This window comes from Micromonospora sp. WMMD882 (assembly GCF_027497255.1).
GTDB lineage: Bacteria > Actinomycetota > Actinomycetes > Mycobacteriales > Micromonosporaceae > Micromonospora.
This window is the reverse complement of record NZ_CP114903.1, coordinates 3633055-3648186: the sequence shown is the minus strand read 5'-3', so window position 1 is coordinate 3648186 and position 15132 is coordinate 3633055. Positions and strand designations below refer to the sequence as shown.

Here is a 15132-nt window from a genome sequence, read left to right as displayed (position 1 = left end):
CCCGCCCGGTGAAAGCCGGGTGGGACCGAAGCCGGTTCGCCGGCGGAGGGGCTGTGGCGCAGACCGGTAGCGCACCTCGTTCGCATCGAGGGGGTCAGGGGTTCAAATCCCCTCAGCTCCACCCCAGTTCAAAGGCCGTTTCCGCCCGTCGGAGACGGCCTTTTTCGATCTTGTACAGCAGCGGAGTACAGCAACGGCGCTCAGGTGCCGAACTGCTCGCCGAGGCGCTTGAGCGCGGCTTGGGTCGCTGCCGAGGTGGCCTCGCTGTAGATGTTCATGGTCACGGCGATCTGGCTGTGCCGGAGGATCTGCATGGTGACCCGGGGGTGTACGTCGAGGGCCACGAGCAGGGACGCGCAGGTACGTCGGGTGGTGTGCACCGAGATCTCCCGGACGCCGGCCTTGCGGCAGCGGGTCTTGAACTCCCGGTGGAAGTTCCTCGGCTCGACCGGGGTACCAAGCCGGGTGGTGAAGACCAGGCCGGTCTCCTGCCAGGCTCGCCCGGCGTGCTCGCGGTGCCGCTGCTGACCTTCGCGGCGGGAGCGGAGGGCGGTGGCGCAGATGGCGGGTAAGGGCAGGGTCGCGTCCGACGATTCGGTCTTGGTCTCCCGGTGCAGTAGTTGTCGGCGGATCCGCTGGAGCTGGTAGGCCACCGCCAGCTCTCCGGCGGCTAGGTCGACGTCCTCCCAGCGCAGGCCCAGCACTTCACCCCGGCGCAGCCCGAGGACCAGGATCAGCACGTACGCGGCGTAGAGCGGGTCACCCTCGGCGCGGGCCGACTCCAGGAACTGGCGTACCTCGTCGACGGACCACGGTCGGGTCTTGCGCGGGCGGGGCTTGGCGACCCGGAGCAGCGCGGCCGGGTTGCGGGTCAGCAGCTCGTCGCGGACGGCGTTGTTGAGCGCTGCCCGCAGCGTTGTCCAGGCGTCGCGGGCGGTGCGTTCGGAGACGGCGCGTTGGCAGCAGCGGCCGACGGCGCAGCACTTCCGCTTGCCCTCGGGGCGGGCGGCGTCCTTGCCCTGTAGGCAGCACTGGCAGGCGGCCCGAAGCCTGTTCAGCCAGGTCTGCACCTCGCGCACGGTGAGCTTGTCGAGGCGTCGAGAGCCCAGCTCAGGGGCGATGTAGAGTCGGACGAACATGTCGTAGTTGGCCGCCGTGGCGGGGGCCAGGTTCGGTTCGACGACGTCACGGAGCCAGGAGTCGAGGTAGCCGCCGAGTGTGGGAACCCGGGTGGCGACCGGGCCGGCCTTGGCCTGCTGGTGCAGTTTGATCCACTTGTCGTGGACGGCTTCACGGGTCTGGCCGTAGACGTACTTGCGGGTGCGTTTGCCGTCGGGCTTGGTGACCCAGACGTACGCGGCGAAGCCGTTGCGGTACGGGAAGATCGAGCCTTCGCCGTTGGCGCGGGTGCGTCCGGGCATCAGGCGGCCTCCTGCCGTTCGACCTGCTCGCGGACGTAGTCGTCGACCCACTCGGGCAGGATCCGGCGGTACTTGCCGTCCTTGATCGAGCGCAGCTCGCCGGTGGCGATCTTCATCTTGACCTTGGACAGGCCGAAGCCGAGCAGCACGGCGACCTCGGCGGGGGAGTACCAGCGCGGGGTGAGGGGTCGGGTCATGCCGCCACCCCCGACCACGTCTCGTGGGCGAGTTCTTCCCGGCCGATGCGTCGGCGTTCGCGGTGGTGGGCGGCGGCGGTGTTTGCGAGCAGGGCGTCCCCGTCGGTCAGCCAGCCGGAGCCGGTGAAGGCGAGGGTGCCGACGGTGATGGTGTCGGCGGTGTCGTCGTGCTCGGTGCGGCGGTAGGTGGCGCGGGTGTCGCGGAGCAGGGCGAAGGTGACCGAGTAGCGGCGGGCCTTGGTGAGGAAGTGGCCGCCGTAGCCGAGCATGTGCGCCCAGCGCCGCAGCCCGGCATAGGGGTTCGGTTTGCTGTCAAGGTCGCCTTGACGCCCGCCGGTGGGGATGGCGGTGTTGCTGGTCGGGGTGGGGGTGGGACGGCCGAGTCGCCAGCAGGCGTCAATGAGCCGGGCCAGGTGGTCGCCTTCCGGGTCGGCGTAGCCGTCGACGGTGTCGAGGGTGAGGCGGGTGGAGCGGTGGCCGGTGACCTCGGTGGACTTGGTGGCGTACTTCGCCAGGTAGGCGGCCACCTTCCCGTCGGTCACGTTCCCGTCGCCGGTGCCGATGTGGCGCACATCGACCTGCTCACCCCAGGCGACCTGCCAGCCTTGCGGCCGGTCGGAGTGGGCGGGGGTGGTGACGGTGATCTGCTGGGCGGCGGCGTGCACGGCGGCGTCGAGGTCGTCGGCGGTAATGCCTGCCGGCGGTGGGACGAGGGCGTGCCGGTCGTGGGGGTCGACGCCGTCGAGGCGGAGCAGGACGTGGAAATGCACCGCGCCCCGGCGCTGCATCTCGGCGACCTTCCCGTGTGACACCCGGACTGGAGGCACTTGGCGGACCTTTCCGGAGTCGGTGACGACCTGGACGTCACCGATGCCGCGTCGGCGGCACAGGGCGGTGAGGTGGCGTTCGATGGCCTGCTTGGTGCGCCGCCACAGCTCGCCGGAGAAGGCGTTCCAAGTGACCTGGTGGTCGTGGTCGTAGCAGTCCAGGCACAGCGGCTGACCGAGCTGCGGATCGTCGGCGTCGTGCCGGGCGAAGCAGGCCGCGCGCTGCCCGTGCGGGCAGGTGCCGGCGGTGCGGCGGGCGTGGCAGGGCGCTGGGCGGCAGTCGCAGCGCCGCCGGCCGGTGCAGGTGTGCCGGGGGATGTGCCGGTGGTGGACCGTGCCGAACGAGGGCGCGGTGAAGGTGGCGAAGACGACCGGATGCCGGGCGACCGTGGTGGGGACGGTCTTGCCGCCGGTCAGACCGCAGCGGACGACCTGGAAGGCGTCGCCCGCGTAGACCCAGGCGCAGTCGGGGCACTGGGCGGCACGGCGGTTGCCGCACGCCTTATACAGCGTCCGGTCGGGCAGCTCATCGGTGTGCCGCTCCCCGACTACCCGGCCGGTGGTCGATTCGACGGCCGTGAGGGTGCCGGTCAGGCGGATCGGTCGGGTACAGCCAGCGGCGGCGCGGGTGTGCTCCAGCCAGCCGAAGAAGTCCGGCGTAGCGGCCCGGTGCAGGGCTTGGGCGTCGCGGCAAGCGGCGGGGCCGGGACGCTGCAGGGTGAGCAGGGTGGACACGGGTTCTCCTCAGGTGGTGCAGGGACGGATACGAACTGCCACCGGTCGTCGGAGCGATGTCCGTTGGTGGTGTTCGTGGTGTCTCCTGGCACCGCCGGTGAGGGCGGCTCACGCCGGAGGGCGGAAGCGTGGCCGAGCCACTGACCGCCGGTGGGATAGGTCCTTCCGGTCCGCTGATCGTGGTGTGATGCCGGGACGGGTGGGTGCCTGATCATCGGCTCCGGCAGGTTGCCGCAGGCAATCCCCACCCGTCGAGGTACGCGAAATCCGGACCACCGTGGACGGCAGGAAGGCCGTGCTGGGCCGCTCAGCGGATTCCGGATTCGGCACGGCGGCCGGTGCGATCGAGAGCCGGCGGGACGTGGCCTGCATCAGCGACAGAAAGGCCGCTCGGCAACTCTGAAGTCGAGGTCAGCGATCCGGCGGGAAGGCCGCGCTGGTGTGCTCGACGAGGACCACGGTAGCACCGAGCACCGACACGTCAACCCGCCGTGACCCCGGACCGGAGGCGATCCGGCCGAGCTGCTGGGCGGTGTGGGAGGACTTTCTGTACATCTATCAAGGCGGCCCTGAACGGGCCGCACGCGCCGCCGCCAGGGCGCGCGCCCGTCGCTCCGCTGGCGCTCCGACTCCGGTCACGCAACACGCCCGGCGGCTGGCGCGGAGGGCGGGTAGCCCGGTGGGCCGCCGCATGACGACAGGCCGTTTCCCGGTGGGGTGGTGGGGCCGGCAGCCGGCCGGGCCGCGCGGCGAGCACCGCGCGGCGTAGGGGAGCGCACGCCGGCCGCGTCGGCGGCTGCCGGGCCGGTGGCGGGGTGGCGGTTACTGCGCCTCCGGCGGGGGCGCTCCGGCTCCAGGATGGCCGGGGCTGCGCCGGCGGGTCGCGGTCCGTGGGTGTTTGCGGTAGGCCATCCCGCCTGCCATCGACCCGGGCAAGCCGAGCAGACCACCGCCCGACCCGCCAGCGTCCGACCGTGCGTCAAGGCCGTCTTGACGTGGCGGGCCGGGCGGCCGCCCGCTCCCCAAAAGGCGGGCCGACGGCAGACGGGATGGAAAGCCGCTCACTGGGCGTTGCACGGTCAGCGGTCGGCGCTAGCCCCAAGATGCGTCATGACCGCTTCACCTACGCCCTTTGCAATCACTGGCGGAACAGCGTTACCGATTAGCCTGCCAAGGGGATTGAATTCGACCTTGCCACCCGGCTCTACAAACCGGTACGAAGCAGGAAAACCTTGCAGGATTGCTGCTTCTCGAAGACTAATCGCCCGATCCTGTGATGGATGCCCGAAGCGACCGGTGCCGAAGTTGTATGCCATTGTCGTGATTGTGGGAGACGGCTCGTCCCAGCTCATCCTGGCATATACGTTCTTGAAAGTCGCTCCCGATGCACGTCGGTGACACTCAGACCGGAGGTCGCTAGGCCAGTCGTGCCACGTCCCTCCCGGCCGGGAAGCCCTTATTCTCTTTAGGTTGATGTCTGTCAACCTACGGCTTCGGTGCAGAGGATCATCCGCATCAACTTCGCCGGACTCAATCGGCTCTAGACCGGATATTGCGTCCCGCACGGTGGTGAAGCCGCCGGCGCGATAAGTTCCTGACGGAACTTCGATCCGACCGATCCGTGAGCCGAGAAGTACGAGACGACGCCGATGCTGAGGTAATCCGTACTCTGGGCCGTAACAGGATTTATAGGATACCTCGTAGCCACAGTCCTCAAGGGTACGCACGAAATCCTTGAAAATCCCTGCGCTGACTAGTCGAGGGACATTCTCCATGGTGACGACATGGGGTCGAGCCTCTTGGACCAAACGGCCGAACTCGCCTAGCAGGGGCCACTGCTCTTCGGTCGAGGTGTCGAGACCTCGGCGATAGGAAGAGAACGGCTGGCAAGGGGCACAGCCAGCCAGGAGTCTGATCGAGCGCGGCTCCCACAGACGCATGAGCTGCGTCTTGGTTACCGTGCGTACATCCTGCTCGACGAACTGAGCCCCGATGTTCGTTTCGTAGGGATACCTGCACTTCGGATCGATGTCGAAGCCAGCGGCGACGCGGATCCCCGCCTCGCGAAGCCCATGAGAGAGTCCGCCGACCCCACAGAATAGGTCGATCGCAGACAGTCGCTTGATCCTCATCGCCATGCTAGCAAATCTAGACGAAAACTGGCTGCGGGTCGACGGGCGAGGTGGGCCATCGGCGCGAGTCTAGCCGAACGGCTTAGTGGGCGGGATGGGCTGTGCTCGAAGTGATGCTCTTCTCGGGGCTCGCCGACCCTGGCGTAGACCTATAGACCTACCAGGCTTGGCCTCGCAGCGCGCTTGTAACCTCAGGGCCCACCGGAGAACCAGCCTTTAGGCTGCTGCGCTCACTCTGAGTAAGGGCGTGCTCGCCTCGAACGTGAGCGCCGACCACTTCGGCAACCCGATCCGGTGACTCGTGGGACCAGAAGCGCATCACCGTCCATCCAAGACTCTTGAGGTGAGCTGAGGTTTCAGCATCACGCTCCTGGTTGCGAGCGAGCTTGTGTGCCCACCACTGCGAGTTCGACTTCGGCATCGTGCCGTGGTCAGGACACCCATGCCAGTAGCAGCCGTCAATGAAGATAGATAATCTCGCTTTCGGAAAGCAGATATCCATCGTGCGGCGAACCATCCCGGGCACGGGAACATGAATGCGGTACCGAAGGCCGGCACGGTGGAGTTCTTGGCGGACTGCCAGCTCAGGGCTAGTATCGCGGCGTCGCTGGCGCTTCATTCTCGCTTGAGCATCAGGAGAGCTTGCCTTCGGCACCACAGTCCTCCCCTGGGTCGCCTGACACCGACAGGATGTCAGGCGTCGTCCGAGTCCGAAGCGATCGAGTCAAGGATCTTGCGGATGCGCCCCAGCTCGTCCTGGCCATCAAGATACTCGCGGTAGCCAGCGTATGCATCAGCCAGCAGTTGCTCGTACTTGACGACTCGGATGTTCTTCGCGCTGAGGAGGTTCCGCGACTCCTCCTTCCCCCGGATGTTCGCCCAGTCTCGCAGATCCCGTCCGACTACGCATACGACCTCTACGGGCTCGTCTTTGCCAATGTCCTGCAGGTATCGGAGGATCGCGTTGCGGTACTTATCGACCTGCGCCGCCAACGTCATAGTGTCGGTGATCACTGAATGTCTCTTGAGCTCGACGATCACGTTCGTGCCCGTAACGCGCTTGTAGCGAATGTCGAGACGCGACGCCGCTTCTTCGGCCGTCAGTTGGGACGTGATCGAGGCAAAGCCGCTGCTAATCCTCTCCTCCATCGTTCGATCGGTGGCTCGTTCCCACGACGGGTCCAGCAACCAAAGGTGTTCGAAGAGGTGTTCTTGAAGGATCCTCTCTAGAGCGTTTTCGTCCACGTGCGACCTGAGCTTGTCAATTACTCTTAGGCGCTGAACAACTATCTGATGATAGAGAGCTGCCTCTAGATCTTCGATGGTGCGGAACAGCGTTGAGACCATTGCGATATCTCTGGGTTCCAAATCTTCGAGGGCATCCAGGTTGTCTCTGTAACGCAGGGTCTCGAAGGCCAAAACCGCGTGGGCGAACAACTCTTCCCTCTGTCGTTCGTCGTCCATCGTCAGCTGGTTGATCTTACCGAAGAGTCTCTGCGCCTTCTTGCGGCTGTCACCACCCAGGGTGAGGAACCAGTCTTTGATTAGGTCGTTCTCCAAAGCAGCTTTGGTTCCGGCCGCATTTCGGAAATCCGTCCAACCCGACCCGATCCGGGTGATCTCCTTTTGTAGCCAGGATAAAAGATCCTGGAAGCGAGGGTCATCCTCGATGATGCGTTGTCTACTGCTGGTGGCAATATCATCAAGTGCGTCATCGTCGAGGAAGTCCGCGTGCAGTTCGCCGATTAGATATGCTCGGAAAACCTTACCCTCGTTGAATTCTTCGAGAAGGTCTTCATGGGCGAGCTTTCCTCGCACCATGAGAGAGATGCTGTTAAGGTTGTCCTCCGCTTCTTTAAGTGCTCCTGAGTGTTCTACCGTCCCGATCCATCCGGTAACCACGCCGCCTGCGATCTCCGGCGCCGGGATGTTTACCTTCTCGGTCGCGTTGCTGCACCGGTCGAGGGTTTCCTCAGCCTCTTCTGCAGAACCATAAGCCCAGACGTACTGTAGCTTATGGAAGTAATCACGATCTGCGAAGCTTACTTCGCGATCTCCAATAAAGAGTCGGAAAGAGTACTCTGCGCCGATCACCGAAAAGCGACGTGCGAGTCTTTTGCGCAGGCCGGCATTAACGTTGGCCAAACTCTTCTTCAAGTTGGTGAGGACAATACGTGTCCCTTGGTCGAAATCGACCAGGCTGGGATCGAGCACTTCTGGACGATACGGCCGCGACTGCTCAGGGTTGTCACTGATCGCCGCTCTGATTCCGTCGATTGTCATGCGAAGGGCATGCTTTTCCCCCTCCCTTGCGGTGTGGACCTCAACAGTTTCCGCAATGGAGAAGAGAGAAAGCTTTCCGATGCCCTTCCGTCCCATAACCGGGCGGTCAAACTTGAGCGTTACCGCGCGTTCGTCTCGCCGTCGCTCATAACCAACATTCAGATACCGCTCGTTGATGTGGTCTAGGGTCATGCCCTCTCCATCATCCTTGATTACGATCTGCCTTCCCACTGGGTCTATGGTGATATAAACCTCTTGGGCATCAGCGTCGTATGCGTTGGCGACGACCTCAGACAAAACCGCTGGGACATTGCTGTAGAGATTCAGCCCAAGATGATTGAGGACATTTAGGCTGATAGTCATCTGGTAGATGCGGTCGTCCCCCACGGACTCCTCCTCTGCCGAGGTCGAGCCGCCAGTCTAGTACCGACACCCCTCCATGCGTAGCCCGTCAGTCACCCTGGGTCTCACCAAGACCACATCGTCGGTCTGCGGTGGACGGTTGGCTTCGCCTGACTCCCCTAGATGCCCGAGGCTCGCGGGGCGGCCGGCCGTCCTGGAGGGCAGCAAGGAGGCTGCGCCAGGTCAGTGCGGCCATTTGGACTCCTCAACTGACAGGAGGCAGCACGTTCACAGCGGCAAGCGGCCGACATGGATCGACGGAGTGGTCCAGTTCCCCTACGACGGCCAAAGGCCCGGGGCTGAGTGGGTCGAGAATTTGCAGCGGTTGCCCAGCCCTGAGACCGAGATCGGCTGGACTGCCGGCGAAGTGGCTGACAGCAACGCTGACAGTAACCGCGCCGGACGTCGGCACGCTGACGATCGCTGGCACGGACGAAGCTCCGAGCGTGCGGCCGTGCCCGGACGTGTGCACAGAGCTTGTAAGCGAGGCGTCAGGCAGCGAGGCAGCAAGAAGGCAGCGCGAGCCTCGATGCGGTCCGACGCGGAGCACGAACCGACGACGCCCGGCGCCTGCTCGTCGATGCTTGCTGCCACCAGTCGGCAGCGGCCGACAGCTTGAGACCGCAATCCCCCCCCGACGGGGGTCGATGTGGGGTGCTCGTCGGCTGGGCGGCGGCCCGAGCAGTGCGCCCAGGAGGCGTTGCCTGCGGCGCGTGGTGAGGGTTCGGGGCGGATACTGGCGGGGTGGTGGAGGAGCAGGCGACGGAGTTGACCCGGTGGACCATCCACGGCGAGCGGGTCGTGGACGACTCGCGGCGGGCGCGGTTGAGTATCGCTGAGGTGGAGTTGCCGGATGGGGTTCGGTTCGAGCAGTACGTGATTCGTGCTCCCCGGTCGGCCATGGTCGCCGTATTCGACGATCAGGAGCGGCTGTTGCTGATTCGGCGGCACCGGTTCGTGTTCGACCGGTGGGTGTGGGAGCTGCCTGGCGGCTACGTCGATGGCGAGGAGCAGCCGGCGCAGTGTGCGGTGCGTGAGGTCGAAGAGGAGACCGGTTGGCGGCCCCAGTCGGTGGAGTCGTTGCTGTCCTTCCAACCGTGGGTCGGTACTGCCGACGCCGAGAATTCGCTGTTCCTGGCCCGGCAGGCTGAGCGTATCGGCGCGCCCGTGGACGTGAACGAGGCTGAGCAGGTCGCCTGGATTCCGCTAGACGAGGCGTACGAGATGGTGTCCCGGGGTGAGATCGTTGGTGCCGGCACGGTGATCGCGGTGCTGGAGCTGGTCGCGCGCAAGGCCCGGTTAGAGCTGTGACGGTCAGCGTCGCCGGCCGAGGGTGGCGTCGATGCGGCCGGTGAAGTGCCGGACGGCGGGTAGTCGCCGTTGCGGGGCGAGTTGGGTTTGCAGGTCGCGGAGGTAGCGCACGGCTCTGGCGGAGCGGAGCTGGGCCGTCAGGGTCAGGGCTTCCGCGCCGATGGCGCAGGCCCGGTCGGGTTCACCCTGCTGGGCGTGGACGCTGGCGAGCAGGGCCAGGTTGAAGGCTTTGCCGCGTACGTAGCGGTTGTCCATGCGTAGGGATCGGACGGCGAAGCGTTCGGCGTGGGTGTTGCGGCCGAGGGCGAGGAAACAGTGGCCGAACTTGGCCGACAGGTACGCCTCGTCGAAGTAGCTGAGCCATTGCGGGTCGGTGCTGCGGTCGGCCCGGTCGAGGGCCTGTTCTGCCTGGTGCAGGGCGGCGGCGCAGGCCCGTTCGTCGTTGGCCTTGGCCAGAGCGTGGGCTTCCATGACATGCGCTTCGGCGGTCAGGACGGGGATCCCGGCGCGGCGGGCGGTCTGGCCGGCGGCTCGGGCTAGGTCAAGGCCGGTGGCGGTGTGGCCGAGGTAGGTGGCCTGGTGGCTCATCGCGGCGAGGATTTCTGCGCCGAGGCCGTCGTCTCCGGCGGCGTGGGCGAAGTCCAGGGCGAGGGTGAGGTACCGCTGGGCGATGCCGTGCTCGGCGGTGTCGTACGCCTGCCAGCCGGCGAGTTGGGCGAGTTCGGCGGCGGCGCTGAGCAGCCGTTGGCCGGTGCCATGGTCGTACCGGCCGTCGGTGAGCAGCGGGGTCACCTCCTGGTGGAGGTAGCGGGCGACGGTGTCGCGGGCGTGCCCGCCGCCGTACTGGTTGTCCAACCGACGGTAGGTCGCGGTCATCGCCCGGATGGTGTCAATCTCGGGTTGACCGACCGCGCTGCGTCCGAGTTGGGTGACCGGGGCCGGGTAGGGGGCGGTGAACCAGCGCAGCGCCGGCAGGGTGTAGCCGGCGGAGCTGAAGGCCACCTGCCGGAGTACGTCTCGACGGTTCACGTCACCTCGCCAAAGCTCTGCGGCACTGCGTACGTCGTCCTGCCAGGTCCGGGTGGCCGGCGGTTCGCTGGGCCGACTGGGGGTGAGCCGGTCGGGGGTGAGCCGGCCGGGGTCGGTTGGCTGCGCAGCCTGGCGGGGTGCCAGGCCCATCGTGGTCCGCGCCTGGTCGGGCATCCGGCAGCCGTCGGCGATCCGCTCCAGCACGTCGATCGAGGTGACCTTGCGTCCGGCCATGATCCGGCTGACGTAGCCCTGTTCCAGCCCGACGGCGGCCCCGATCCGGCTCTGACTCGCCCCGGTGAGACGGGTGATCCAGCGGAACAGTCCGCCGATGTCGCGGGCGGCCAGGACGGTCAGCACCTCGCCGTGCGACCACGCATCCTCCGGTATCCGCAGCGGATCGAGCAGCACGGCAGCTCCCAGCGTCGCGTTCCGACTACTCAAGGTGTTCAGGTTGACAGCCTAGGGCGACCCGTTCCTGCTGGTCGAGCCGTCCCATGTCACCGTGACATGACCGCTGGCCATGGAGCGGTCCGCCGCCGGCCGGGATGGTCGGCGCATGTCCTTCAATGCCGAGAACCCACCCGTGGAACCGCCCGCCGACTGCCAGCACCGCCTACTGTGGCGGTTGGCCCGCGCACTCTGGGAGGCTCACCGGCCCGACAGCGCCGGCTTCTGCGTGGCCACCAGCTGCTGGCACACGAACCAACGCGACCCCTGCCGGCTGGCCCAGCTCGCACAAGAGGGGATGCGAACCGCCTGCGGCGAAGCCACCCCCGCCTCACCGCCCTGGATCGCCGTCACCCGCGAGCGCCTGGCGGCCGGCGACATCGACCCCGTGGACGCCGTCGCCGAAGTCCTCTGGCACCACCGCCACACCCCCAGGGCGGGGCGGTGACCGATGGGAGCCATCTACACCTCAGCAGCCTTCCGCGAGTACGCCAGAGCACAGGTCGCCCACGCGGACATCCTGCTGACCAAGCACGCCGAGACGGCCCTGAGCCTGTGCCGCTGCGGCCGACTCCACCCCTGCGACGAACACCGCCACTGGCTCGAGATGCGCACCCACTTCAGACAGTTCCTCGTCGACGAGCAGTACAGCAGCGAAGTACAGCAACCCCACCCACCGAACCCGACCCCGAACGACCCCAGCACGCCGGACGACCTCGCATGACACCCGACCCGACCGGCCTGCCGCCAGTTCGCATCGAGGGGGTCAGGGGTTCAAATCCCCTCAGCTCCACCCAGTTCAAAGGCCGTTTCCGCCCGTCGGAGACGGCCTTTTGATTTTTGCGGCAGTTCAGCGGCTGGGGCCACGGGCCGGTAGCCGGTTGATCCGGTGTGGCGGAACTTGCTCGACGCGGAGAACTGGGATCAGTTATCTGGTCGGATCGTCTCAGCGGAAGGCTGGTGGTTGGCAGGGCGCGGCCACTTGAATACGAACAAGACCAACCGCGCAATTGCCGTGACCATGAAGAAAGTTGTCGCGACGATTGATGTCGCCAACAGATACGGCGTGTTTTCTGGCAGAAAGAACAGCCTGGTGTTGGCATAGACAAGAAAGGCGGTCGCCCCGACCGTCACTACGATGCCGTAGCTGACGGCTACTGAGGTGTTTATTCTGTCGAGCCATTTCGAGTTCAGTGCAGAGTCGAGTGATCTTGATGAGGCCCATGTATCGCTTGACGTTGCCGCCATGAGCAACTCTTTTTCGTGCAGCGAAGGGAAGCGGTGGCTGACTATCCAGATCAACGCATCCTGTAAAGCTAGAGCTTCAATGAAGCTCATGGAAATGCGGTCGAAAATAAATGCCGCAATCAAGGGAATTAGCATTGTCGCTACGGACAGGGATTTGATCTTGATGCCCAGTAGGGACACCTCCGCGACCATGCCTCGCGCGAGTAATTCAAAGGCGCACGCCGCAAGCAGCATCGCGAGGCTGTTTCTTCCGACCTGCCTCTCATGGCTGTTCTTGTTGGCTTGCATCACCACCAGAAAATGGAGGAGGGCTTCTTCGCTCATTTCCTCCTTCGCGAAGGCTGTCCGGAATCGCTGTGGCAGCGGCGGCAGTGGGCGATCGCTGCGCTTTCTGCCCGATTCTAGTGCCAAGGGGCTGCTCTCTTCATCTCTCGGCCATGGCAAGATTCATGTCTCCGGTCGCGACTTCGATCTCGTTGCCTGTCCACAATAGAGGTAGCAGTCAACAAGGCGGGTCCAACGTTCCTGTCTTTCGCGGCCCGCGAGTCGCTGTGACCGAGGCTCGTCGAGAAGACGGCCGGCAGGAATACAGGAGGCGATAACGCATGGGACGTAGCAGGACGGAGCGTGCAGAGCCTGAAACCGAGGGAACGGCTATTCCGGTTGTGAGGGTGGGGTGAGCCAGGCGAGGGGTTGTGCGGTCAGGGCGACCTCGGCGAGGCGTTGCGCGGACGCGGTCCTGAGCGCGGCGCGGCTGCTGTCGATCCAGCGTTGGACGTTGTCGATGCCCTGGTGGCGGTACTCGACGGCTTGGACGAGGCATTCGAGTTTGTCGGCGTCGCGGGCGACGATGGCTTCGAGGGTGTCGCCGGCTTCGTACTCGGCGACGGCGGTGGTGATGGTGTCCGCGACGGCGGGTGGGCAGTCGGTGACCTGGTCTGCGGTGACGGTGGTGTTGGGCGCGGCGGTGAGGTAGCGCTTGGCGATGTGGGGGATGTCGGTGATCCGGGTTTCCTGTGTGTCGTGCAGGACGCAGAGCATCGTGACCCGGGCAGGGTCGGCCCCTTCCATGGCCGCGAGGATCATCCCGATCAGGGCGGTGCGGTGGGAGTGCTCGGCGATCGACTCGGGGTGCTTGACGCCGGCGAACCACCAGCCGGTGCGGGCTGCGCGTTTGAGGACGCCGGCCTCGAAGATGAACCTGATCGCGGCGGCGTCCTGGTCGTTGCTCATCTGCCGTCCCTGTGCCGTTGATTCCCTCGGTCCGCAGGCTGTAGACGATAGCGGTCAGTTCCTGCCTGGACTGAGCGGAGATCCGGTCGCTGTCGAGGGTGGCGGTGGCGCGGACGGCGAGAGCCTGGGGGGCGAGGTTCAGATCCCCCCGGTCAGTGGCAGCGGGGGCCGTGCTCGGCGACGGTGTCGCTGCCCAGATCGTCGGAGCGGCCGGCGGCGATCCGGGACCACTGCGGGATCGGCCGCCCGTCCCGGCGCATCTGCCCGCCCACCGTGTCGGTGTACGGCTGGGGCCAGCCGGCGGGGGAGTCCTCCCAGCTCTCCTGCCGGCCGTGCACGGTCAGGTCGAGCATGCCGTACGGGCTGCCCATCGGCTCGCAGCCGCGCGCGGTCGTCCAGTACGTCTCGAAGACCCGGTCGCCGTCGCGCAGGTAGCAGCACTTCATCCCGAAGTGCCGCCCGGCGACCAGCCGGTCGACGGATTCCGGGGGCACCGAGTACCACGGCAGCTCCCAGCCCATGAACTCCCGGTACCTGTCGCTCTCGGCGAACGGCCCCTGACACAGGACGGCGAAGGTGACGTCACGGGAGTGCAGGTAGCCCAGCTCCAGCACGCTGCCGGTGTTCATCGTGCAGCCCTCGCACTGGTCGGCGGCCGACTTCCCGGGGTGCCACATGTGGAACGACGCGAACAACTGCGACCGGCCCTCGAACGCGTCGAGCAGGGTCGTCGCGCCGGCCGCGCCGACGAGCGGGGTCGCGGCGTCCACCTCGACCATCGGCAGCCGGCGTCGGGCGGCGGCGATCGCGTCCCCCTCGCGGGTGTGGGCCTTTTCGCGTACGCGCAGCTCGGCGACCTGCTCGGCCCAGGCGGCGCGGTCGACGATCGGGGGTACGGCGGGCATGGCGGCTCCTCGGTGTCGGTCCGCGCTCCCCGGGGTCGCGCCGGTGGGGCGACCCTAGCGCCGGAGTGCGACAGACGTCAGGGGAGGTTGAAGGCGCGGCGGTCGAGGCGGGCCTCGATGGTCTGGGCCGCCTTGCGCAGCGGCGCCTGCAACCGGCCCTGGTCCAGGTCGCGGTGCTCCGAGTTGGACGGTACGGAGATCGCCGCGATCACCCGTCCGGTGCGGTCGTGCAGGCCGGTGGCGACGCAGGAGACGCCGATCTGCCGTTCCTCCCGGTCGTAGGCGAAGCCGGTGCGGCGCACGTCGGCGAGCTCGGCGCGCAGCAGCGCCGCCGAGGTACGGGTGTACCTGGTCAGCGGCCTCAGCCCCTGCGCGATGACCTCCTCGATCACCGATTCGGGCGCGCCGGCCAGGAGGATCTTGCCGAGGCTGGTGGCGTAGAGGGGGTTGCGGGTGCCGGGGCGGGTGCGGACCCGCCCGTCGACGTGGCTGATCTTCAATAGGTAGATCAGCTCGGTGCCGTCACGTACTGCGAGATGGGCCTGGAAGCCGGTCTCCGCGACGAGCCGTTCCATCGGCACCTGTGCCTGGTCGGTGAGCGCGCGCAGTAGCGGCACCTGGGCGCCCACCTCGAACATCCAGATCGACAGCCGGTACTGCCCGCTGTCGGTGCGTTCGACCGCTCCGGCGGCGGTGAGGCTGACCAGGAGCCGGTGCGCGTTCGCCCTGGTCAGGCCGAGCAGCTCCGCGCACTGGCTGACGCCGACCTGGCGGTGGGTCCGGAACAGGTCGAGGACACGGAACGCCTTCAGCACGGTCAGTGACGGGTCGGTGCTCATCTCGTGCCTCTTCCGGTGGAGGGGATTCAACTGCGGAGAGTGAGAGCCGTGAGGAGGGGAGGTGACGCGGGCAACACGAAATTTACTACAGGGATCTCGTATTCCGATACACCGTCGTGT

The 15132-nt window shown here is 66.4% G+C and carries 14 protein-coding genes and 1 tRNA gene; 4 read left to right on the top strand and 11 right to left on the bottom strand.

What is annotated here, in order from left to right; genetic code table 11:
• Positions 1-47 precede the first annotated feature (47 nt).
• Positions 48-121, top strand: a tRNA-Ala gene (locus O7606_RS15145).
• Positions 122-200: 79 nt separating this feature from the next.
• Here O7606_RS15145 and O7606_RS15140 read toward each other — a convergent pair.
• From O7606_RS15140 to O7606_RS15115, 6 genes are all read right to left on the bottom strand, one after another.
• On the bottom strand, positions 201-1421 hold the full coding sequence (locus O7606_RS15140) for a tyrosine-type recombinase/integrase (protein ID WP_281594673.1): 1221 nt from the start codon (positions 1419-1421) through the stop codon (positions 201-203).
• Positions 1421-1618, bottom strand: a complete 198-nt coding sequence (locus O7606_RS15135; protein WP_281594672.1) for an excisionase family DNA-binding protein — start codon at positions 1616-1618, stop codon at positions 1421-1423. Before O7606_RS15135 ends, O7606_RS15140 begins: the two co-directional genes overlap by 1 nt.
• Positions 1615-3180: a replication initiator gene (locus O7606_RS15130; RefSeq protein ID WP_281594671.1), complete on the bottom strand. Its 1566-nt coding sequence runs from the start codon at positions 3178-3180 to the stop codon at positions 1615-1617. The genes O7606_RS15135 and O7606_RS15130 overlap by 4 nt, the downstream gene beginning before the upstream one ends.
• A gap of 1079 nt (positions 3181-4259) precedes the next feature.
• Positions 4260-5312, bottom strand: a complete 1053-nt coding sequence (locus tag O7606_RS15125) for a DNA cytosine methyltransferase (RefSeq protein WP_281599684.1) — start codon at positions 5310-5312, stop codon at positions 4260-4262.
• A gap of 157 nt (positions 5313-5469) precedes the next feature.
• Entirely contained in the window at positions 5470-5931 is a 462-nt protein-coding gene (locus O7606_RS15120) for a very short patch repair endonuclease (RefSeq protein WP_281599682.1), read from the bottom strand.
• Positions 5932-6005: 74 nt separating this feature from the next.
• Positions 6006-7982, bottom strand: coding sequence for an ATP-binding protein (locus O7606_RS15115; RefSeq protein ID WP_281594670.1), 1977 nt, complete (start codon positions 7980-7982; stop codon positions 6006-6008).
• Positions 7983-8741: 759 nt separating this feature from the next.
• Between O7606_RS15115 and O7606_RS15110 the strand changes: the two genes are divergently transcribed.
• Complete coding sequence (locus O7606_RS15110; protein WP_281594669.1) at positions 8742-9308, top strand: NUDIX hydrolase; 567 nt, start codon at positions 8742-8744, stop codon at positions 9306-9308.
• A gap of 3 nt (positions 9309-9311) precedes the next feature.
• Here O7606_RS15110 and O7606_RS15105 read toward each other — a convergent pair whose 3' ends face one another.
• A complete protein-coding gene (locus tag O7606_RS15105; protein WP_281599681.1) occupies positions 9312-10748 on the bottom strand; it encodes a helix-turn-helix domain-containing protein in 1437 nt (478 codons plus the stop codon).
• A gap of 148 nt (positions 10749-10896) precedes the next feature.
• Between O7606_RS15105 and O7606_RS15100 the strand changes: the two genes are divergently transcribed.
• Both O7606_RS15100 and O7606_RS15095 read left to right on the top strand, forming a co-directional pair.
• A complete protein-coding gene (locus O7606_RS15100) occupies positions 10897-11235 on the top strand; it encodes a hypothetical protein (RefSeq protein WP_281594668.1) in 339 nt (112 codons plus the stop codon).
• Between the two features lie 3 nt (positions 11236-11238).
• Positions 11239-11511 carry a hypothetical protein gene (locus tag O7606_RS15095; RefSeq protein ID WP_281594667.1) on the top strand — a complete coding sequence of 91 codons (273 nt, stop codon included), beginning with the start codon at positions 11239-11241 and terminating at the stop codon, positions 11509-11511.
• A gap of 200 nt (positions 11512-11711) precedes the next feature.
• Here O7606_RS15095 and O7606_RS15090 read toward each other — a convergent pair whose 3' ends face one another.
• The 4 genes from O7606_RS15090 to O7606_RS15075 all read right to left on the bottom strand — a co-directional run bounded on the left by O7606_RS15090 (position 11712) and on the right by O7606_RS15075 (position 15012).
• Positions 11712-12359 (bottom strand): hypothetical protein, encoded by a 648-nt coding sequence (locus O7606_RS15090; RefSeq protein WP_281594666.1) that lies wholly within the window; start codon positions 12357-12359, stop codon positions 11712-11714.
• Between the two features lie 330 nt (positions 12360-12689).
• Entirely contained in the window at positions 12690-13268 is a 579-nt protein-coding gene (locus O7606_RS15085; RefSeq protein ID WP_281594665.1) for an HD domain-containing protein, read from the bottom strand.
• A gap of 152 nt (positions 13269-13420) precedes the next feature.
• Positions 13421-14173 (bottom strand): DUF899 family protein, encoded by a 753-nt coding sequence (locus O7606_RS15080; RefSeq protein ID WP_281594664.1) that lies wholly within the window; start codon positions 14171-14173, stop codon positions 13421-13423.
• Positions 14174-14250: 77 nt separating this feature from the next.
• Complete coding sequence (locus O7606_RS15075) at positions 14251-15012, bottom strand: IclR family transcriptional regulator (RefSeq protein ID WP_281594663.1); 762 nt, start codon at positions 15010-15012, stop codon at positions 14251-14253.
• Positions 15013-15132: the final 120 nt, after the last annotated feature.

Bases quoted from the DNA above. Each gene is read 5' to 3' on its own strand.
- O7606_RS15140 (WP_281594673.1), bottom strand. From the start codon at position 1,421: ATGCCCGGACGCACCCGCGCCAACGGCGAAGGCTCGATCTTCCCGTAC.
- O7606_RS15135 (WP_281594672.1), bottom strand. From the start codon at position 1,618: ATGACCCGACCCCTCACCCCGCGCTGGTACTCCCCCGCCGAGGTCGCC.
- O7606_RS15125 (WP_281599684.1), bottom strand. From the start codon at position 5,312: ATGAGGATCAAGCGACTGTCTGCGATCGACCTATTCTGTGGGGTCGGC.
- O7606_RS15120 (WP_281599682.1), bottom strand. From the start codon at position 5,931: ATGAAGCGCCAGCGACGCCGCGATACTAGCCCTGAGCTGGCAGTCCGC.
- O7606_RS15100 (WP_281594668.1), top strand. From the start codon at position 10,897: ATGTCCTTCAATGCCGAGAACCCACCCGTGGAACCGCCCGCCGACTGC.
- O7606_RS15095 (WP_281594667.1), top strand. From the start codon at position 11,239: ATGGGAGCCATCTACACCTCAGCAGCCTTCCGCGAGTACGCCAGAGCA.
- O7606_RS15090 (WP_281594666.1), bottom strand. From the start codon at position 12,359: ATGAGCGAAGAAGCCCTCCTCCATTTTCTGGTGGTGATGCAAGCCAAC.
- O7606_RS15085 (WP_281594665.1), bottom strand. From the start codon at position 13,268: ATGAGCAACGACCAGGACGCCGCCGCGATCAGGTTCATCTTCGAGGCC.
- O7606_RS15080 (WP_281594664.1), bottom strand. From the start codon at position 14,173: ATGCCCGCCGTACCCCCGATCGTCGACCGCGCCGCCTGGGCCGAGCAG.
- O7606_RS15075 (WP_281594663.1), bottom strand. From the start codon at position 15,012: ATGAGCACCGACCCGTCACTGACCGTGCTGAAGGCGTTCCGTGTCCTC.